Genomic DNA, 15,388 nt, shown 5'->3' with positions numbered 1-15,388 from the left:
TTCTTATTCATGCGATTGATGCGAAATACGCTTCGGGTGTTCAGGCATCACCCACACTTTGGAGAAATCAAACCACCCAAGCGCATTGCACTTGGCGTTTTGCAGAGCGCCACAATGATCTTTACTCACCCCAAGCCAGCAGTGGAACATGGGAATGATCAACTGCTCTTCCACTAGATATCGTCCTATTTCACGTGCAGGAAAGGCAAGATTTGCAGACTGCTGCCAACGCTCAATACTGCGTTGAATATGCGCAAAATGATCCGGCGTACTAAGTAGCTGAATATCGCTATAACCCAGTAACCATCCTCGTAACGTGTCATCGCGATGCGTACCTAGCCCCATTGGCTTAATCCACAAATCAATGTCATTGACCTCATCAGGGATATGTTCATAGCGAATGAACTTAACCGCAAGACCGTCTTGTTTAAGTAACGAGGCGATGGCTTTCGCTAGCGTAGGGAAAACAGGATGCTCACTGTGATACGCAATGCTGACGGTTTCACTGCTTGGAGGGGCAAGTGCGGCTTGAGGGTGGCTATGATACCAACCCGGCTTTAGTCCATGTGCTGGCAATAAGCCTAACTCAACGATGGATTCCTCTGAGAGCTGAGAAAATAGGTTAAAAGTATTTAGCTTAGCCGCAAAGTAACGTTTCCACTGCCCATCAGCACCTAAGCCTGTATTTTGATTGACCGCAATATAGGTACAGCCGGGATCAAGCGCTACGTCATCGTCACTTCTTTGCGTGGAAATGATCGGCTGAGACAAGCTTGGGTACACCATACTGGAATGAATCTCATCAATAACCCAAACTTCGACTCTGTCCACCAATGGACGAAAGCCAAAATAACCATCAAAGGCTTCCAGAGTCAGCCTTTTATCATCATTAACGGCAACACGATAAGGACCAGTACCTGAAGGCAATCTATCAAAATCTTCAATATCCGTGCTGTTGTATGGCAGTACCTTCGCCGCGGTTTCGGCCAAAAGTACATCAAAATAGAAATCGGCACGGGTTAATTCAATATCGATAACCAAGGGTGAGGGTGTAGAGGCGTGTTTAATGTGGGCAAACATGGGTAATGTGGATAATGCATTTAAATGGCTTACCACATGTTCGGTTTCTAAAAGCTGACCATTGTGAAATCGCACTTTAGCACGCAAATAAAAGCGCCAATGTAGACCATCAATATGCTCCCAAGTATGCGCAAGGTCTTGAGTTAATTCATCATTTTCGTCTAGTTGCGTCAGTCCACTAAACACTTGTTGGATGATGTTTTGTTCAGAGCGGCGATGGGGTTTGCTTGGGTTGAGCATCGCAAGTGGTCGATAATACGGCAGGCTGACTACCTGCTGTCCTTGTCGATGCTGAACCCCTAAGTAATCTTGAATGACTTGAGTTAGTCGATTGGCATCTTGGTTAAGCACTTGTAAAGCTTGACCTATGCGCCCCTCCTCAAGGTAACGCTTTGCTAGTCCTTCACCGACATCTTGTCGGTTTTGCTTAAAAACAAGCCGTGACTGCTTACCTCGGCCTGCCGATGGATGCCACTCTATCCAGCCTTCTTCACTGAGTTTGTTCAGTACGATTCGTGCGTTGCGCCGAGTACAAAACAGGATTTCAGTAATATCTTCAATCCGAGTATCACTATCTTGACCTTTAAAGTGCTCAAACAAGGTTTCAAACTGAGTTCTAAGACGAGGGCTACTCATAAAGAGGAAATTCCGATTAATAAAATAAGCAATGATTTCCTCATTTTAGCACGAAATATTGGCCAGTTACGTGATAGGGATACCTGTAATCTGTGAAATTTCTGTAATAACCGCTTCTGAAAGTTTTAGTGAAAAGCGACTTTGTGCATCAGTCACAACCAAAACCTGTCCTAATAATGAAATGGCATCGGTTTGGGCGTGCAAGGTCAAACGCTGCTCTCCATCAATTCGAATCATCAGCTCATGTGCATTGACAATGATCTTGCCCAGTTCAAAATCTAAGGTCATTGTTTTTCCTCACCTTTAACTGTTTTTCTCTGTTTTAGCATCTGTTTCGGCTTATTCATTTTTCTCACCATTACGGTATGCCGGGAAATACACACTAGTTCCCCTGCTTCATCACGGATCTCGATAGACCATATTTGAGTGGTGCCTCCAAGGTGGATCGGCGTAGCAACCCCGGTAACCACGCCGCTACGTACCGCTTTTAAATGATTGGCATTGATCTCCAAACCAACACAAAAGCTATCTGGCGCACAGCAAAAGTTAGCCGCGACAGAGCCCAATGATTCGGCAAGTACCACCGACGCACCACCATGTAATAGACCAAACGGTTGATGCGTATTAGCGCTGACAGGCATAGTGCCCGTAATCGCATTGTCTGAAATATTGGTATACACGATACCTAAATGCTGCATAAGCGTGTTGCTCGAAGTGGCATTAAGCGTATCTAAGTCAATATCGCGCTTCCATATACTCATTAATGAATTTCCTACTGCCATGTTAAAGAGAACCCGTGTGTTTAATGATCTGTAACCAGACCCACTACACTATTTTATGTTCATGCTATGCAATTTTTACGCTATCTACCACACTTATACGCAGGCAAATAATTCCAATCACACAAAGAGTAATAAGGAACCCCTTTCTATGCGGTTGAAAAGCATCCTGCTTTGTCTAGTCACCATCATAATACTGTCCGCCTGCTCAAGCTCTCCCACAGGGCGCAATCAAGTTGTGCTATTTTCTGAGGGACAAATGTCGAGTTTAGGTGAACAATCATTTACTGAAATGAAGCATGAGCTGCCCATCAGTAAAGAGGCGAAAATTAATGCCTATGTACAGTGCGTCACCAATGCTATTTTGCACTATGTGCCTATTCAAGCCAGCTTTAGCCAATGGGAAGTCGTCGTGTTTGATAGCCCACAAGTGAATGCGTTTGCCCTGCCCGGCGGAAAAATCGGGGTATACACAGGTTTACTCAATGTGGCGGTCAACCAAGACCAATTGGCTACAGTGATCGGCCATGAAATTGCGCATGTACTCGCCGATCATAGTAACGAACGAATGTCACACGCCCACATCGCCAATGCTGGATTACAAATCAGTAATATTGCCCTTGCCAGTCAGGACTATCGTAACGAAATCATGGCATTAATGGGGGTTGGCGTTCAATACGGAGTGTTACTTCCCTATGGTAGAACCCAAGAAACCGAAGCTGATATCGTAGGATTAGAATTAATGGCTAAAGCCGGCTTTGACCCTTACCAAAGTATTGAATTATGGAAGAATATGGCAAAAGCTTCAGGGGGGAATCACACTCCGGAACTGCTCTCTACGCACCCATCTCATGATAGCCGAATTCAAGAATTGACAGAAAAAGCACAGCGCTTACCTGTTTTTACCGGCACTAAGCCTAACTGTGTAAAAGCGAGCTAAACATTCCCCACATGCTTAATGGAAATCCATTATTAGGTGCATATCGGGAAGATAAGCTAAACTGGAAACTTATCTTAAATCAAGATTCATCGGGTTCTACTTTCATTAAGGTAGTGAAATATGGATAATGTCGCCAATTACAAGAGATAAACAAGGTTAATACATGTCTATTGAATCAACATTGCGCCAACGTAGCGGCGACAAATGCGAGCTTTGCGGCGCAACTCACGATCTACAACCTTTTGCTGTTGCACCTCATACTCAAGCCACCGTTGACCACGGTGCACTGCTGTGTGAAACCTGCCGCACTCAAGTTGAAGACGCAGACCAAATGGATGTGAACCACTGGCGTTGCCTAAACGACAGCATGTGGAGCCAAGAGCCACCAGTACAAGTACTAGCATGGCGTCAATTGACTCGCCTAGCTCGCAGCGAAGGTTGGGCACAAGACCTACTTGATATGATGTACATGGAAGAAGAAACTAAGCTTTGGGCTGAGACTGGCATGGAAAACGACGGTAAAAAACACGTTGATTGCCACGGCGCACCACTGGCTAAAGGTGACACGGTCACTATCATCAAAGACCTACCTGTTAAGGGGTCCTCAATGGTCGTTAAGATAGGCACAATGGTAAGAAACATCAGCCTTGCGCAAGATGACCCTGAATTGTTCTCAGGTAAAGTTGAAGGTCAATCTATGTGGTTACGTTGCGAATTTTGTCGTAAAAAATAGATTAGAATCGCTATTTGAAAAAGGCTCGTTAATGAGCCTTTTTTAATGCCTGTCATTTGTGTATCAGCAACAAAAACGTTCTATTTCTTTTATTTAAAATAGTCTAATTACAATCAAAAAAACATTAACCTTTTGATTTAAATCGTTTAATACTGAGCAACTCAGTCATCTATACGCAATATTTCTGACTTATTGCCGTCATAAAAGTGGATTAATCTCATCCTAAATTTATTCACTAAGACACATAAAAAATGAAACAAACAATTTTAAAGTTAGCCGTTCTAACAGCAATGACAGGTGCAACGTCAGCACACGCCGCTCTTGACCTTTTCCAACCTGAAAATAATAAAACAGACGATTTAGTTTGGGTTGGTCACATGAGCCCTGATACAGATTCTGTTGTAGGTGCAATCATGGCATCTCACCTTTACGGCGGTACACCAACAGCGGCTGAAGCAATTAACCCAGAAACAACTTTTGTACTTAACTACTGTAATGTTGAGAGCCCAAAAGTAACTTCAGACTATTCTAAGTTCCAAGTCGGTCTTGTTGACTTTAACCAAAAGACTCAACTAGCACCAACAGTTAAGCCTGAGTCAGTAGTGGCTATTATTGACCATCACGCTATCGGTGGCGCACCAATCAATGCACCACAAGTCATTTCGATGGACATTCGTGAGTGGGGTTCTACGGCGACTATCTTGGCGGCAAACGCAGAATCACTGAACGTTACACTGCCTAAGTCTATTGCTTGTGTAGGTCTTGGCGCTATTTTGTCTGATACTGTTGTATTTGATTCTTCTACAACAACTGACTACGACCACCACTACGCTGAGAAACTGGCTAAACTGGCAGGCATTACCGACATCAACGATTTTGGCCAACAAATGTTGATCGCAAAATCTGATCTGAGCCACCTTTCAGCGGATGCAATCCTAACCATGGATTACAAAAACTTTGAATTTGGCGGAAAGAAAGTAGGTATCGGTGTAGCTGAGACGCTAACGGCAGATCAACTTATCGAGCGTAAAGCTGATTTCCATAAAGCAATGAAAGCGTACAAAGAAGCGGAAGGTCTTGATTACTTGTTCTTCTCTATCACAGATACTAAGCACAAACGTGCTAACCTGCTATGGGTTGACAGTGCAGAGAAACAAATTCTAAAGACAGCGTTTAACACTGACATTAACAGCGATATGCTAACGCTAGATGGTGTAACATCACGTAAACGCCAAATCAGCCCTTCAATCCAAAACGCGATTGAAAAGTAAATAGAGAAGTAAATAGAAGAGTAGATAGCTAACGCGAAATACCCATTCTAATCGAAACTCAAATGAGGTCAGGTCTTAAATATTGCACTATGCAAATCTAAGCCCTGACCTACTTTTTGGTCACACTCACCCCTCAGTGTTGGCACAGCGTAATCGCGATGTCTAATCACCTAGCTTTTGTCGCCTTACCTTTACGAACGCCGTTTTTAAACACCACACAAAAATTTCCACGTCGAGTACGACACTTCGAGCAACGCTCACATTCCACAGGAGTATGACAGCCCTCTTTCCAGCGCTGAATGAGTTTAGGTTCGGCCAATAATGGCCTAGAAAGCGCAAAATACTGAATACCCGTATTTTCAGCAATAGATTCAATCGCATGAAGATCACTTAAACCGCCGACGGTAATGATAGGTATATCCAGCTCTTGACTGATGACATCGCCGTATTCATGAAAATACCCTTCACTTTGCAGCGTGTACCCATCAAAAGATTGCCCGACCATATCACTGGCTTTGCCATGAATATTGCCCGACACGACGATAGCGTCGACGCCAATCTGTGCCAGCTTTTTACAGATCAAACGAGTTTCAGCGAAGCTTTGTCCACTTTCAAAAAATTCAGTCGCAGTTAGTTTGACTAAAATAGGAAAATCTTCACCGACCAACAGTCGTGTTTGTTGGTAAATTTCCACCAAAAAGCGCATGCGATTGTCTAAACTGCCACCGTATTGATCGTCTCGTTGGTTATAGTACGGACTTAAAAACTGGTTGATCAAATAGGTGTGTGCGGCGTGAATTTCTACGCCATCAAAACCCGATTTTTTAGCACGTAAGCTCGCTTTGGCAAACGCTTGAACAATGAACTCTATTTCATCTAAAGTCATGGCTTTGCCCTGCGTTTTGGTACCACGTTCAGGGATATCACTGGGTGCGAATATAGTACGCTCACCTAGGTTATAGGTTGTCTTTGTTCCGCCATAAGCAATTTGCTTGACAATTTTAGCGCCGTATTGATGAACTAAATCCGTTAGCTTTTGATAACCTTCGATAAAGGAGTCATTATAGATCCCCATCATACCGGCATTAGGTTTTTCATCTTCTACGATGTTGGCGTAGCCAGTCACAATCATCCCGACTTCACCTTGAGCAAGCTCTTCATAGATGTCATACAACTTATCGGTCATATAACCCTCTTCTGTCGCCATGTTTTCCCACGTAGCACTGCGTACAAAACGGTTTTTAAGGGTCATATTGCCAATCTTCGATGGCGAAAATAAAATACTCAAGGACAATCCTCTAGATTGAGCTGCTTCACCCTTCAATGAATACCGACTCTGATAAACACATCTTCTTGCTCTTCAAATGACTTAATGCATATAAAGAGTACATATCAGAAAAATTGCTTATCAAAACAGATAGTGCGCGGCCAAGGTTTAGCAAAAAATAAAACAAAACGCACAAGTTCAAAGGAACTTGTGCGTTAAAAATAAAGTTAAATGACGTTCAGTTTAAATGTAGAACGCTTCAACTGTGCCTTTTAGTGTAATCAAAATCGGTTGACCACGACGGTCTAGCGCTTTTGGAGAAGGAATTTTCACCCAACCTTCACTAATACAGTATTCTTCAACATCAGTACGCTCTTTACCATTCAGTCGAATACCAATTCGATGGTTAAAGCACTCTTCCACAAAGTGTGGACTACGAGGGTTCCCTGAAAGGTGATCGGGAAGAGTTGGCTTTTCGTTCGTGTCGCTCATGTTCATGACCTGAATTTATCAATATAAAGAGCGCCATTGTAGACAATGCTGGCGGTACGCTCAAGAAAACTCCTTACCGATATTTGCAAGCTCAATTATCACAGCAACTCCTGCCGAGACCCCCTGTAAGAAACAACCAATAAAATACCAATATGGGTCGGTCGTGATTGTGCTTTTCATCTACGCGATAAAGAAGCTTACCGTTAGCTGACAAGAAGCCAACATAAAAATCAATCAACGCCAACACTTCTCTAACCTTATGAATAGGCTTTGTCGATACTCTAGTGTGAATCCCCCATAATGCTTTTGGAAAACACTATGACCATAACCAAAACCCTCTTGATGTTCTCCCCGCTACTATTGTTGATTCAAGGTTGCAGCAATAGCGCTCACTCCACAAAAGATCCGTCCAATGCTCAACAAGTATCGATTTCAACAAACCAAGCGCCATTACAAAACATAACGGCTGAAAGCATTGAAGCTGACTCACTGGCGAATCAAAATAACTTCTCTGATGAGAAACAAGCCTGGTTTAACAGTGAAAACTGGGACTATTACGGAAATGGTATGGCCAATAATGTGGGTTGGAATGATACAACAAACCAAGGCGATCTCAATTTAGTTGCTCGCTACAGTAATGATCCAACAAATTGCCACGATGAATTTACCATCACTGGGCCTTTTTACAGCAACAGAATTAGCGGTATTTTTACCGTAAATGGACAAGACGTTCACTTTAAATATATGCATAAATTGAACGAACACAGCCAAATGTATCGTCCTACAAACCCAAAAGGGCTAGAGTTCTTGCTCGGTGAATTTACAAAACAACAACCAGTGACGATTCAATCCGATATCGGCACCGTAGCGACCTTTCCAAGTAAAGGTTTCAACGATGCAAAACAAGCAATACATACAGAATGTCTCGCAAAACTGCAACGCGAACGAAATGCATTATAATATGACAAATAGTCGCTAAAACTCAGTATTTAGTACGTTAAAACCTTGAAATAAGCCTTAAATTGCAAAAACTGGTTCAAATACAGATTTTCGTTCAAAAAGATCAGGGCTGTCTCACACTGTTGATATTTTGTGTCAACGTAAAAAAAATCATCACTTAAATCGGCTTATTTTTCTTTTTGTTCAGCCATTTTTGGGGAACTTTAAGCCGATTTGAGGGCCCAACAAAACACGATAAACGCCGAATATCTATTCGACGTCTTGATTTATTTTATAGATTAAAGTTAAGACTAAGTGACTCCTATATATAGCAATTACGGCTAACCCCCAAACAAACTTCACCTGTTAATCAATAGGTTATATTTTAATCTTTCATGGGCATGCAATTAATTTGTATGCACACTCCTGCCTAATATAAATTCAAAATTAGATTCTATTTATGCATCTTATATCTGGAAAGCAAAATATATAGTCTTATGGCCTGTACTCAATCATATTTTTTGTACTTTGTACCAAACAATCAAGGATGTAACAAAAATGAATAAACTGACCCTAACAGCCCTCGCTATTACTTCCGCATTCGCAGTTAATGCAAACGCAGCCGATGTTTATAAAGGAGACAACGTATCTCTTGCACTAGGTGGCCGCGTTGAGGCTCGTACTCAACTTTCTGATCAAGGTAAAAATAAGTCTGTTGAAAAACAAGCTGACGCTTCACGCGCTCGTTTAAATTTTGAAGCAAAAACAAACATCACTGATGATGTTGTTGCTCGTGGCTTTGTTGAAAAAGAATTTACTCAAGACTCTGCTGACGAAACTCGTTACTTGTACGTTGCAGTAGGTAATGAAAACAATGAATTGCAATTTGGTAAAACAGATGGCGCTCTAGTTCAAATTACTAACTACACTGATATTCTAAATACATTCGGTTCTGAAGCTTCAAATAAATCAGCAACCGCTGATCGTGCAGACAACCAACTACTTTACATTGGTAGCTACGGTGGTTTAACTGTTAACGCTGCACTTAATGGTGGTGGTGAAACACTACAGAAAAAATACTTCAATTTAACTACTGGCGCAGAAGAAAAATCAAAACAAATAAACACTAAAATCGATAAAGGCTACGGTGCTTCAGCTAGCTACGACTTTGGCGTATTGAAAGCTGGTGTTGGTTATGCGAAAGAGACGCATGAAAACGACACTATTACACATAAAGATGTTAAAGATAGTGATAACCTATTATTCAGCCTTGGTTCAGACATTACTGATGAGCTTTATGTTGGTGCCCTTTACGTTGATGGTTCTCAATACGGTGATGACTTCAAAGGTTACGAGCTAGCAACGTCTTACGACTTCACTGAAAAACTGACTCTATCTGGTACTTACACAAGTTCTAAATTTGATTCAGAAAGTGATGACCGTAACGCAGCAGCACTTGATCTTGGCTACAACTTCACAGATTACTTCCTAACTTACGTTGGTGTAAGCAAGCAGTTCACTCAAAACGAAGAACTTAAGAGCTTGCTAGGTGCTAAAGTTACTTTCTAATCAAGCATTACGCTTTGTTTAGTTAGACAAAATTTAGGGTTCTCATTGAGAACCCTTTTTTGTGTAATAACAGTGAACAAAAATACAGCATTAACGAAAAAACACCCTCAATATCGATAATTTAAACTTGATATAAATTGCTTCCCTACTCTAGGGGAAATATTCCATACATTTCCCTTGGTGACACTAAAACACTCAATAACTGCGCTATTTCTAATCACTTACTTAGCGTGATGGGCATTAATTAATGTTTAAAAACAATTACCTATGAGTGCAGATGAAAAATAGTAAAGTGTATGCGCAAGAAACAAAAAGCCCCGCACAATAGTACGGGGCTTTCGCATAATCTAAAGTAGTGCAATTATACGCTATCGCATCATGCCCAAATCTTTTTGCATATGATCGGATAACTCAGACGTATAGTATGTTTTACTTGGTTGTCCTTTGCCGAATAAAATATCGACAAAATGCATAATCAATCCTTTGAAATCAATAGAATAGCTCTTACGTTCCTGAGAGCTTGGTACTGCTATGGTGTTAATTTGCATTACTTGTGCCATACGTGCCTCTTTAAATTCTGTAAGTTTCAATAAGTTATGGCGCAAATATAAGCAAACTTTCGACAAGAATAAAACGAGTAAAATTACCACTTCGCATTAGTTTTTCTAATCTTACAATTAGACAACATTTATGAACATTAACACATAATATAAGCGCATAAATTAGCACAATGAATAAGACAATCGCATAATCATTCACCAACAAATTCATCGCCACTTTTGATTACAATTCATTAACAATGAAGATGATTCAATTATGTGATTAAACCCAGTTTTGCTTGTGTTTCGATTCGCAGTTTATCACGAGAAACAAACTCTAAGAAACAATCTGCCATCGACATTTCTGTCACTACCCAGTCATCACCACAGTTTAAGATTGCGCTATACCCTTCTTTGCCTTTCATAGAGTACGCCGACGACGTCCCCCAATAAATCTGCTGTGGATTAATCGGCATCCACCCTCGTATATCGTCGTAAATTCGAAGGTTCTTAACCCTGTCTCCTTTTGGTGCTTCAAGCACAACTTGATAATCCAATTGATAACAATATGGATAGCTACCAGAACCTGTTCCATTAACATCAATAGCGTTGTCTATCGCCCCTTCCAAAATATCTTTGATATAACGGCCTTGAATGGAGTAGACACCAATGGGCACAGCAAACGGTAACAAGCGACCTGCGATATCTGCTTTGCTCACAGGACCTGCATTTAAAGAACAACGCACGCCTCCCGCATTATGGATTGCAAAATCAATCGAATGTCCACGATAACGCATCGCATGATAAAAAGACTCTGCTACCAAAGAGCAAATTTCACTGCCTCCTTTCTCGTCAGGCACTCGCACATGCCTTAACGGTGATGATAAATGCCCGACAATGCTGCGTTGCAAAGCATACACCTCAGGTTTGTAGGTATTGCTAATCAGTTGATTGACGGCAGTGTCTTTTTTACAACGCACAACATTGGGCTGCTGAGTTAAATAATCATAAACGTTTTGATGCTCACCTTCACCGTCGCACTGACTCATCGTGGCATCAAAGCACACTCTGCGGCCTATAAGCAGTTCATTACGACCCTTAAAGCTAATTACGTTACCTTGCTCATCAAAATCAATATCACAATGGCCTAGAGACTGAGCGTGCATGCCCGCTTGCACGATATAGGTATCGTTAACACGGCGACCATAGTGATCTTTGCACGCTAGCCCAAGCTCGGTGAAGTCGCCTTGCAGAACATGAGAGTGTCCACCCACAATTAAACTAATCCCCTCTACCGCTTCGGCTAACGCTAAATCTGCGTCATAGCCCAGATGACTTAATAAAATGACTTTATTAATGCCTGATTCGTGGATTTGGTTCAGGGTATTTTTCGCTGTTTGCAACGCATTCACAAACGGCGTGTCCATATCGGGGTTGGCGATATCAACCATTTTATCGATAGATAGGCCAAAAATAGCAATGCGCTCTTCACCCACTTGCTGAACCATCCATCGCGCACTTTGTTGGGAAGGCTGATAAGAGTAGACATGGGGGGAATCACTGATCTTTGTCGCTTTGCTGGTTAACTCTTGCGACAAGTTCCAATTACCACAGAGCAACGGGAAGTTGATTTGATTGACAAAACTGGCGACGGGCGCATTTCCCATATCCAGTTCATGATTACCGAGTGTCATTGCCGTTAAACCTAATTGATTTAACAGATTTGAGTTCGCTTCTCCTTTAAATAGTGAGAAATACAGCGTTCCCTGAAAGCAATCTCCCGCGTGTAAGAACAGAAACTCTCGGCCCATTTGCATGGCCTGCTGTCTGAGTTGCTGCGCGCGTGTTTGTATGCGGGCAAAACCACCGACACTCACATAGGGGGTGACTAATTGATCATCAATATTGAGAGACAATTGAACCGTAGTCGGCTCAAAGTAAGAGTGTGTATCATTGATATGGGCGACCCGTATCCTGGTCACCTTTTGCATTCTATTTGTCATATTATCTTCTCTAAGTTCACCGCCATTGTAGTCGCCTAGATATGACAAACCAATGAAAGATTTTTTCAACCTATGAATTAATATTTACGGCGGTATAAATAAGGCTTCTGATGAACGCTCTAAACTGAAATGCCCATACAATGTTATAAAATATGTCGACCTTCTCAGTGCAAAGGGATGCTATTTTCTATAATGAAAAGAAAAGGGAGTGTGTATGCAATTAGAGCGGATCGAAATCTCAGGTTTTCGCGGCATTAAGCGCCTCTCACTGCCGTTTGAACAACTCACGACATTAATCGGGGAAAATACATGGGGGAAATCCTCTCTGCTGGATGCATTGTCTGTTGCCCTCCCCACTAGCGCAGAACCTTATCAATTTGAAATGCGTGATTTTCATGTGGATTACGCCATCTCTCACCCACAAACCCAGCACTTGCAAATTGTCCTTAAACTTCGTGCTAGTACCCGTAAAGAAGCGCTATCGGGGCGTTACCGCAACATTAAACCCATATGGAACGAATGTAGCAATAATCACTCAGAAATCATTTATCGCCTCAGTGCCACTCTAGAAGGCACTAAGGTCACTACCCACTATGCTTTTCTTAACGCACAAGGCCAACCTAAACAGTTACATCATAGTGAAAAACTCGCTCAACAACTGATGCTGTTACATCCGGTTATTCGCCTTCGAGATTCAAGACGATTTCAACGCGTTGAAGATAGCGCTCCCCGTGCAAACTCTAAAATTGAACAGCGAATAAAAAACACCTGTCGCCGCCTCATTTCTCATCCGGGCCTGGTCAGCAAAGATGAAATGAAAAGCAGCGTAAAAACCATGCATGATTTAGTCGATCACTATTTTTCTTATAAGCCCCAAGTAAGACACGATCCCAGAGCCACTAGAGATGGGTTATTCACCTCTGGTTTAGCGCAAAAAATGTCGCTAAAACAATTTGTGGATCAAACACAAGACAAACAAACACGCTTGTTATTAATGGGTCTACTGAACAACTACCTACAAGCGAAAGGCAACACCGAACTAAGACGTTGCGCACGTCCATTATTGATTGTAGAAGATCCAGAGGGGCGTCTTCATCCCACACATCTTTCGCGAGCGTGGGCGCTACTGCAAATGATGCCGATGCAAAAGATCTTAACCACTAACTCCGCAGTACTACTGGGCGCAGTGCCTCTAAGAAGCATCAAACGCTTGGTAAGAAAGTCAGACAGAACCGAAGCAAAATACATCCGTCCAGAAATGTTATCCAGTGATGAGCTGAGAAAGGTCAGTTTTCACATTCGCTTTCATCGCTCCAGTGCCCTTTTTGCACGCTGTTGGTTGTTGGTTGAGGGCGAGACCGAGGTGTGGCTCTTTAACGAGTTAGCCAAATTATGTGGCTATGACTTAGCCTCCGAAGGCGTACAGATCGTCGAATTTGCACAATCTGGCTTAAAATCATTACTCAAAGTAGCCAGAGCTTTAGACATCGATTGGCATGTGGTCACCGATGGCGATGCCGCAGGAAAAAAATACGCCGCATCAGCGCGCGCAATGTTACATGGAGAGCAAGAAAGACATCGCTTAACCGAACTTCCAGATAAAGACATCGAACACTATCTCTATAACAATGGTTTTGAAAAGTTCTTCCGTGATATGGCTAAGATCCCGTACGATCACCCTATTCCAGCTAAAAAAGTCATTATGCGCGCCCTTAAAAAACACGCAAAACCTGACGTAGCGATCGCCATTGTTGAATATTGTGAAATTCACGGTGACGCAGTAATTCCGCTGCTGATCCGTTGGACATTAAAACGTGTGATCAGTATGGCAAACGGCAATACCTAGCCGGAGCCCCTGACTGAAATGATGAATAAAAAAAGATCAGATTTTCGCGAGAAATAGCGATAAATCCGACCCTTTGAACGAAATATACGGCACATTTGCAGTGATAGGCTATTTCTTCATTTTACCTTCGATATGTAGCTCCATGTCTACATAACTCGATGCTCCCATGACAGGGATATTAAAATCAGCTAACTCTAAACGTGTCGTGCCCATAAAGCCGGCTCTTTGTCCGCCCCACGGGTCTTTACCTTCGCCGATAAAGTCAGCGGCAATAGTGATAGGCTTGGTTTGTCCATGTAAAGTTAAGTTCCCCATAATGTCGAACTTGCCTTCCCCTTTATCCATCACTTTTGTGCTGGTAAATACCGCTTCTTTGTATTTTCCGGCATCAATAAAATCATCACTACGGATATGTTTATCGCGCTCTGCATGGTTGGAATCTAGGCTTGTTGTATCGACAGTCACCTCCACTGTAGATGCACTCACATTTTTAGGATCGTAACTAAACTCACCTTCAAATCGATTAAAGCGACCTTTAATGAAGCTATAACCTAAATGACTGACCTTAAAATTGATTGAAGCGTGGGCGCCTTTTGTATCAATCACATAGTCTGCGGCAGTCGCGTAGAGCGGCGCAGCCATTAGCGCCACTAACCCCAGTGTTGTTGTCCATTTCTTCATTTTAAGCCTCCTGTCATTTTACGTAGCGTATTGTCTTTGTCGATAAAGTGATGCTTTAGTGCCGCCAATGCATGAATAAACACAAGCCCAATTAATGCATAAGCGACATAATAATGAACCTCTCCTGCCAAATCAGCTTGTCCTTCAAACAACTTGCCCATAGCCGGAACGTTGACGAAATCAAATACGGAAATGGCTCTGCCATCTTCGGTAGAAATTAAATATCCAGAGATAAATAACGTAAGTAATAATAAGTACATTAAATGGTGTGCAGATTTAGCAGCCTTAACTTCTAAGGCACTCCCCTCAAGCTTTGGGGTACCTTTTAGTTTCTTCCAGATAATGCGAAACAGTGTTACCAATGCCAAAATGACACCGATGGATTTATGAATATGAGGCGCTGTTTGATACCACTGGTGGTAATAACCCAAGTCGACCATCCACCAGCCCAGCGCAAACAGGCCCAAAATGGTAATGGCAGAAAGCCAATGAATAATACGAGAGACTCGATTGTAACTATGCAAAGAAATTGCCCTCCCTCTAAATAATACCCATCGAACTCAATAACGGGTCATTCTAGCTTGTTAAAATACTCGATAACGGCGTTAGGATT

15 protein-coding genes are annotated in these 15,388 nt (G+C 42.2%); 6 read left to right on the top strand and 9 right to left on the bottom strand.

Annotation, left to right across the window (positions count from 1 at the left end; all coding sequences use genetic code 11):
• Positions 1-3: 3 nt before the first annotated feature.
• The 3 genes from VEZ01S_RS09230 to VEZ01S_RS09220 form a co-directional block, all read right to left on the bottom strand.
• Positions 4-1,716, bottom strand: a complete 1,713-nt coding sequence (locus tag VEZ01S_RS09230; RefSeq protein ID WP_021713771.1) for an SgrR family transcriptional regulator — start codon at positions 1,714-1,716, stop codon at positions 4-6.
• A 66-nt stretch (positions 1,717-1,782) separates the two neighbouring features.
• Positions 1,783-2,004 (bottom strand): DUF3389 family protein, encoded by a 222-nt coding sequence (locus VEZ01S_RS09225; protein ID WP_021713770.1) that lies wholly within the window; start codon positions 2,002-2,004, stop codon positions 1,783-1,785.
• The gene (locus VEZ01S_RS09220) at positions 2,001-2,477 is read right to left on the bottom strand and encodes a hotdog fold thioesterase (protein ID WP_021713769.1); all 477 of its coding nucleotides are present in this window, start codon (positions 2,475-2,477) and stop codon (positions 2,001-2,003) included. The genes VEZ01S_RS09225 and VEZ01S_RS09220 overlap by 4 nt, the downstream gene beginning before the upstream one ends.
• Positions 2,478-2,646: 169 nt before the next feature.
• On the opposite strand from VEZ01S_RS09220, the gene VEZ01S_RS09215 reads away from it, so the two are divergent.
• The 3 genes from VEZ01S_RS09215 to VEZ01S_RS09205 all read left to right on the top strand — a co-directional run bounded on the left by VEZ01S_RS09215 (position 2,647) and on the right by VEZ01S_RS09205 (position 5,439).
• Positions 2,647-3,435 (top strand): M48 family metallopeptidase, encoded by a 789-nt coding sequence (locus VEZ01S_RS09215; protein WP_021713768.1) that lies wholly within the window; start codon positions 2,647-2,649, stop codon positions 3,433-3,435.
• Between the two features lie 163 nt (positions 3,436-3,598).
• Positions 3,599-4,168, top strand: coding sequence for a PhnA domain-containing protein (locus tag VEZ01S_RS09210; protein WP_021713767.1), 570 nt, complete (start codon positions 3,599-3,601; stop codon positions 4,166-4,168).
• A gap of 251 nt (positions 4,169-4,419) precedes the next feature.
• On the top strand, positions 4,420-5,439 hold the full coding sequence (locus tag VEZ01S_RS09205) for a manganese-dependent inorganic pyrophosphatase (protein ID WP_021713766.1): 1,020 nt from the start codon (positions 4,420-4,422) through the stop codon (positions 5,437-5,439).
• A 166-nt stretch (positions 5,440-5,605) separates the two neighbouring features.
• Here the strand turns inward: VEZ01S_RS09205 and VEZ01S_RS09200 are convergent, their stop codons facing one another.
• Both VEZ01S_RS09200 and VEZ01S_RS09195 read right to left on the bottom strand, forming a co-directional pair.
• Positions 5,606-6,727 carry an NADH:flavin oxidoreductase gene (locus VEZ01S_RS09200; protein ID WP_040890600.1) on the bottom strand — a complete coding sequence of 374 codons (1,122 nt, stop codon included), beginning with the start codon at positions 6,725-6,727 and terminating at the stop codon, positions 5,606-5,608.
• A gap of 222 nt (positions 6,728-6,949) precedes the next feature.
• Positions 6,950-7,204, bottom strand: a complete 255-nt coding sequence (locus VEZ01S_RS09195) for a DUF3297 family protein (RefSeq protein ID WP_021713764.1) — start codon at positions 7,202-7,204, stop codon at positions 6,950-6,952.
• Positions 7,205-7,516: 312 nt separating this feature from the next.
• Between VEZ01S_RS09195 and VEZ01S_RS09190 the strand changes: the two genes are divergently transcribed.
• Entirely contained in the window at positions 7,517-8,158 is a 642-nt protein-coding gene (locus VEZ01S_RS09190) for a hypothetical protein (RefSeq protein ID WP_119005662.1), read from the top strand.
• Between the two features lie 537 nt (positions 8,159-8,695).
• Positions 8,696-9,706 (top strand): porin, encoded by a 1,011-nt coding sequence (locus VEZ01S_RS09185; protein ID WP_021713762.1) that lies wholly within the window; start codon positions 8,696-8,698, stop codon positions 9,704-9,706.
• Positions 9,707-10,074: 368 nt separating this feature from the next.
• Here the strand turns inward: VEZ01S_RS09185 and VEZ01S_RS09180 are convergent, their stop codons facing one another.
• A complete protein-coding gene (locus VEZ01S_RS09180; RefSeq protein ID WP_021713761.1) occupies positions 10,075-10,266 on the bottom strand; it encodes a hypothetical protein in 192 nt (63 codons plus the stop codon).
• Positions 10,267-10,520: 254 nt separating this feature from the next.
• A complete protein-coding gene (locus VEZ01S_RS09175; protein WP_021713760.1) occupies positions 10,521-12,248 on the bottom strand; it encodes a bifunctional metallophosphatase/5'-nucleotidase in 1,728 nt (575 codons plus the stop codon).
• A 214-nt stretch (positions 12,249-12,462) separates the two neighbouring features.
• Between VEZ01S_RS09175 and VEZ01S_RS09170 the strand changes: the two genes are divergently transcribed.
• The gene (locus tag VEZ01S_RS09170; RefSeq protein ID WP_021713759.1) at positions 12,463-14,094 is read left to right on the top strand and encodes an ATP-dependent endonuclease; all 1,632 of its coding nucleotides are present in this window, start codon (positions 12,463-12,465) and stop codon (positions 14,092-14,094) included.
• Positions 14,095-14,202: 108 nt separating this feature from the next.
• Here VEZ01S_RS09170 and VEZ01S_RS09165 read toward each other — a convergent pair whose 3' ends face one another.
• Positions 14,203-14,775, bottom strand: coding sequence for a YceI family protein (locus VEZ01S_RS09165; protein WP_021713758.1), 573 nt, complete (start codon positions 14,773-14,775; stop codon positions 14,203-14,205).
• Positions 14,772-15,299: a cytochrome b gene (locus VEZ01S_RS09160; protein ID WP_021713757.1), complete on the bottom strand. Its 528-nt coding sequence runs from the start codon at positions 15,297-15,299 to the stop codon at positions 14,772-14,774. The genes VEZ01S_RS09165 and VEZ01S_RS09160 overlap by 4 nt, the downstream gene beginning before the upstream one ends.
• Between the last annotated feature and the right edge of the window lie 89 nt (positions 15,300-15,388).

The sequence above is a fragment of the Vibrio ezurae NBRC 102218 genome (assembly GCF_000467185.1).
GTDB lineage: Bacteria > Pseudomonadota > Gammaproteobacteria > Enterobacterales > Vibrionaceae > Vibrio > Vibrio ezurae.
Note: the sequence above shows the minus strand (reverse complement) of the source record. Positions and strands in the feature narration are given on the sequence as shown.

Coding starts and splice junctions, on each gene's coding strand:
- VEZ01S_RS09175 (WP_021713760.1), bottom strand. CDS start 12,248: ATGACAAATAGAATGCAAAAGGTGACCAGGATACGGGTCGCCCATATC.
- VEZ01S_RS09185 (WP_021713762.1), top strand. CDS start 8,696: ATGAATAAACTGACCCTAACAGCCCTCGCTATTACTTCCGCATTCGCA.
- VEZ01S_RS09220 (WP_021713769.1), bottom strand. CDS start 2,477: ATGAGTATATGGAAGCGCGATATTGACTTAGATACGCTTAATGCCACT.
- VEZ01S_RS09230 (WP_021713771.1), bottom strand. CDS start 1,716: ATGAGTAGCCCTCGTCTTAGAACTCAGTTTGAAACCTTGTTTGAGCAC.
- VEZ01S_RS09165 (WP_021713758.1), bottom strand. CDS start 14,775: ATGAAGAAATGGACAACAACACTGGGGTTAGTGGCGCTAATGGCTGCG.
- VEZ01S_RS09195 (WP_021713764.1), bottom strand. CDS start 7,204: ATGAACATGAGCGACACGAACGAAAAGCCAACTCTTCCCGATCACCTT.
- VEZ01S_RS09215 (WP_021713768.1), top strand. CDS start 2,647: ATGCGGTTGAAAAGCATCCTGCTTTGTCTAGTCACCATCATAATACTG.
- VEZ01S_RS09210 (WP_021713767.1), top strand. CDS start 3,599: ATGTCTATTGAATCAACATTGCGCCAACGTAGCGGCGACAAATGCGAG.
- VEZ01S_RS09180 (WP_021713761.1), bottom strand. CDS start 10,266: ATGGCACAAGTAATGCAAATTAACACCATAGCAGTACCAAGCTCTCAG.
- VEZ01S_RS09190 (WP_119005662.1), top strand. CDS start 7,517: ATGACCATAACCAAAACCCTCTTGATGTTCTCCCCGCTACTATTGTTG.
- VEZ01S_RS09170 (WP_021713759.1), top strand. CDS start 12,463: ATGCAATTAGAGCGGATCGAAATCTCAGGTTTTCGCGGCATTAAGCGC.
- VEZ01S_RS09225 (WP_021713770.1), bottom strand. CDS start 2,004: ATGACCTTAGATTTTGAACTGGGCAAGATCATTGTCAATGCACATGAG.
- VEZ01S_RS09205 (WP_021713766.1), top strand. CDS start 4,420: ATGAAACAAACAATTTTAAAGTTAGCCGTTCTAACAGCAATGACAGGT.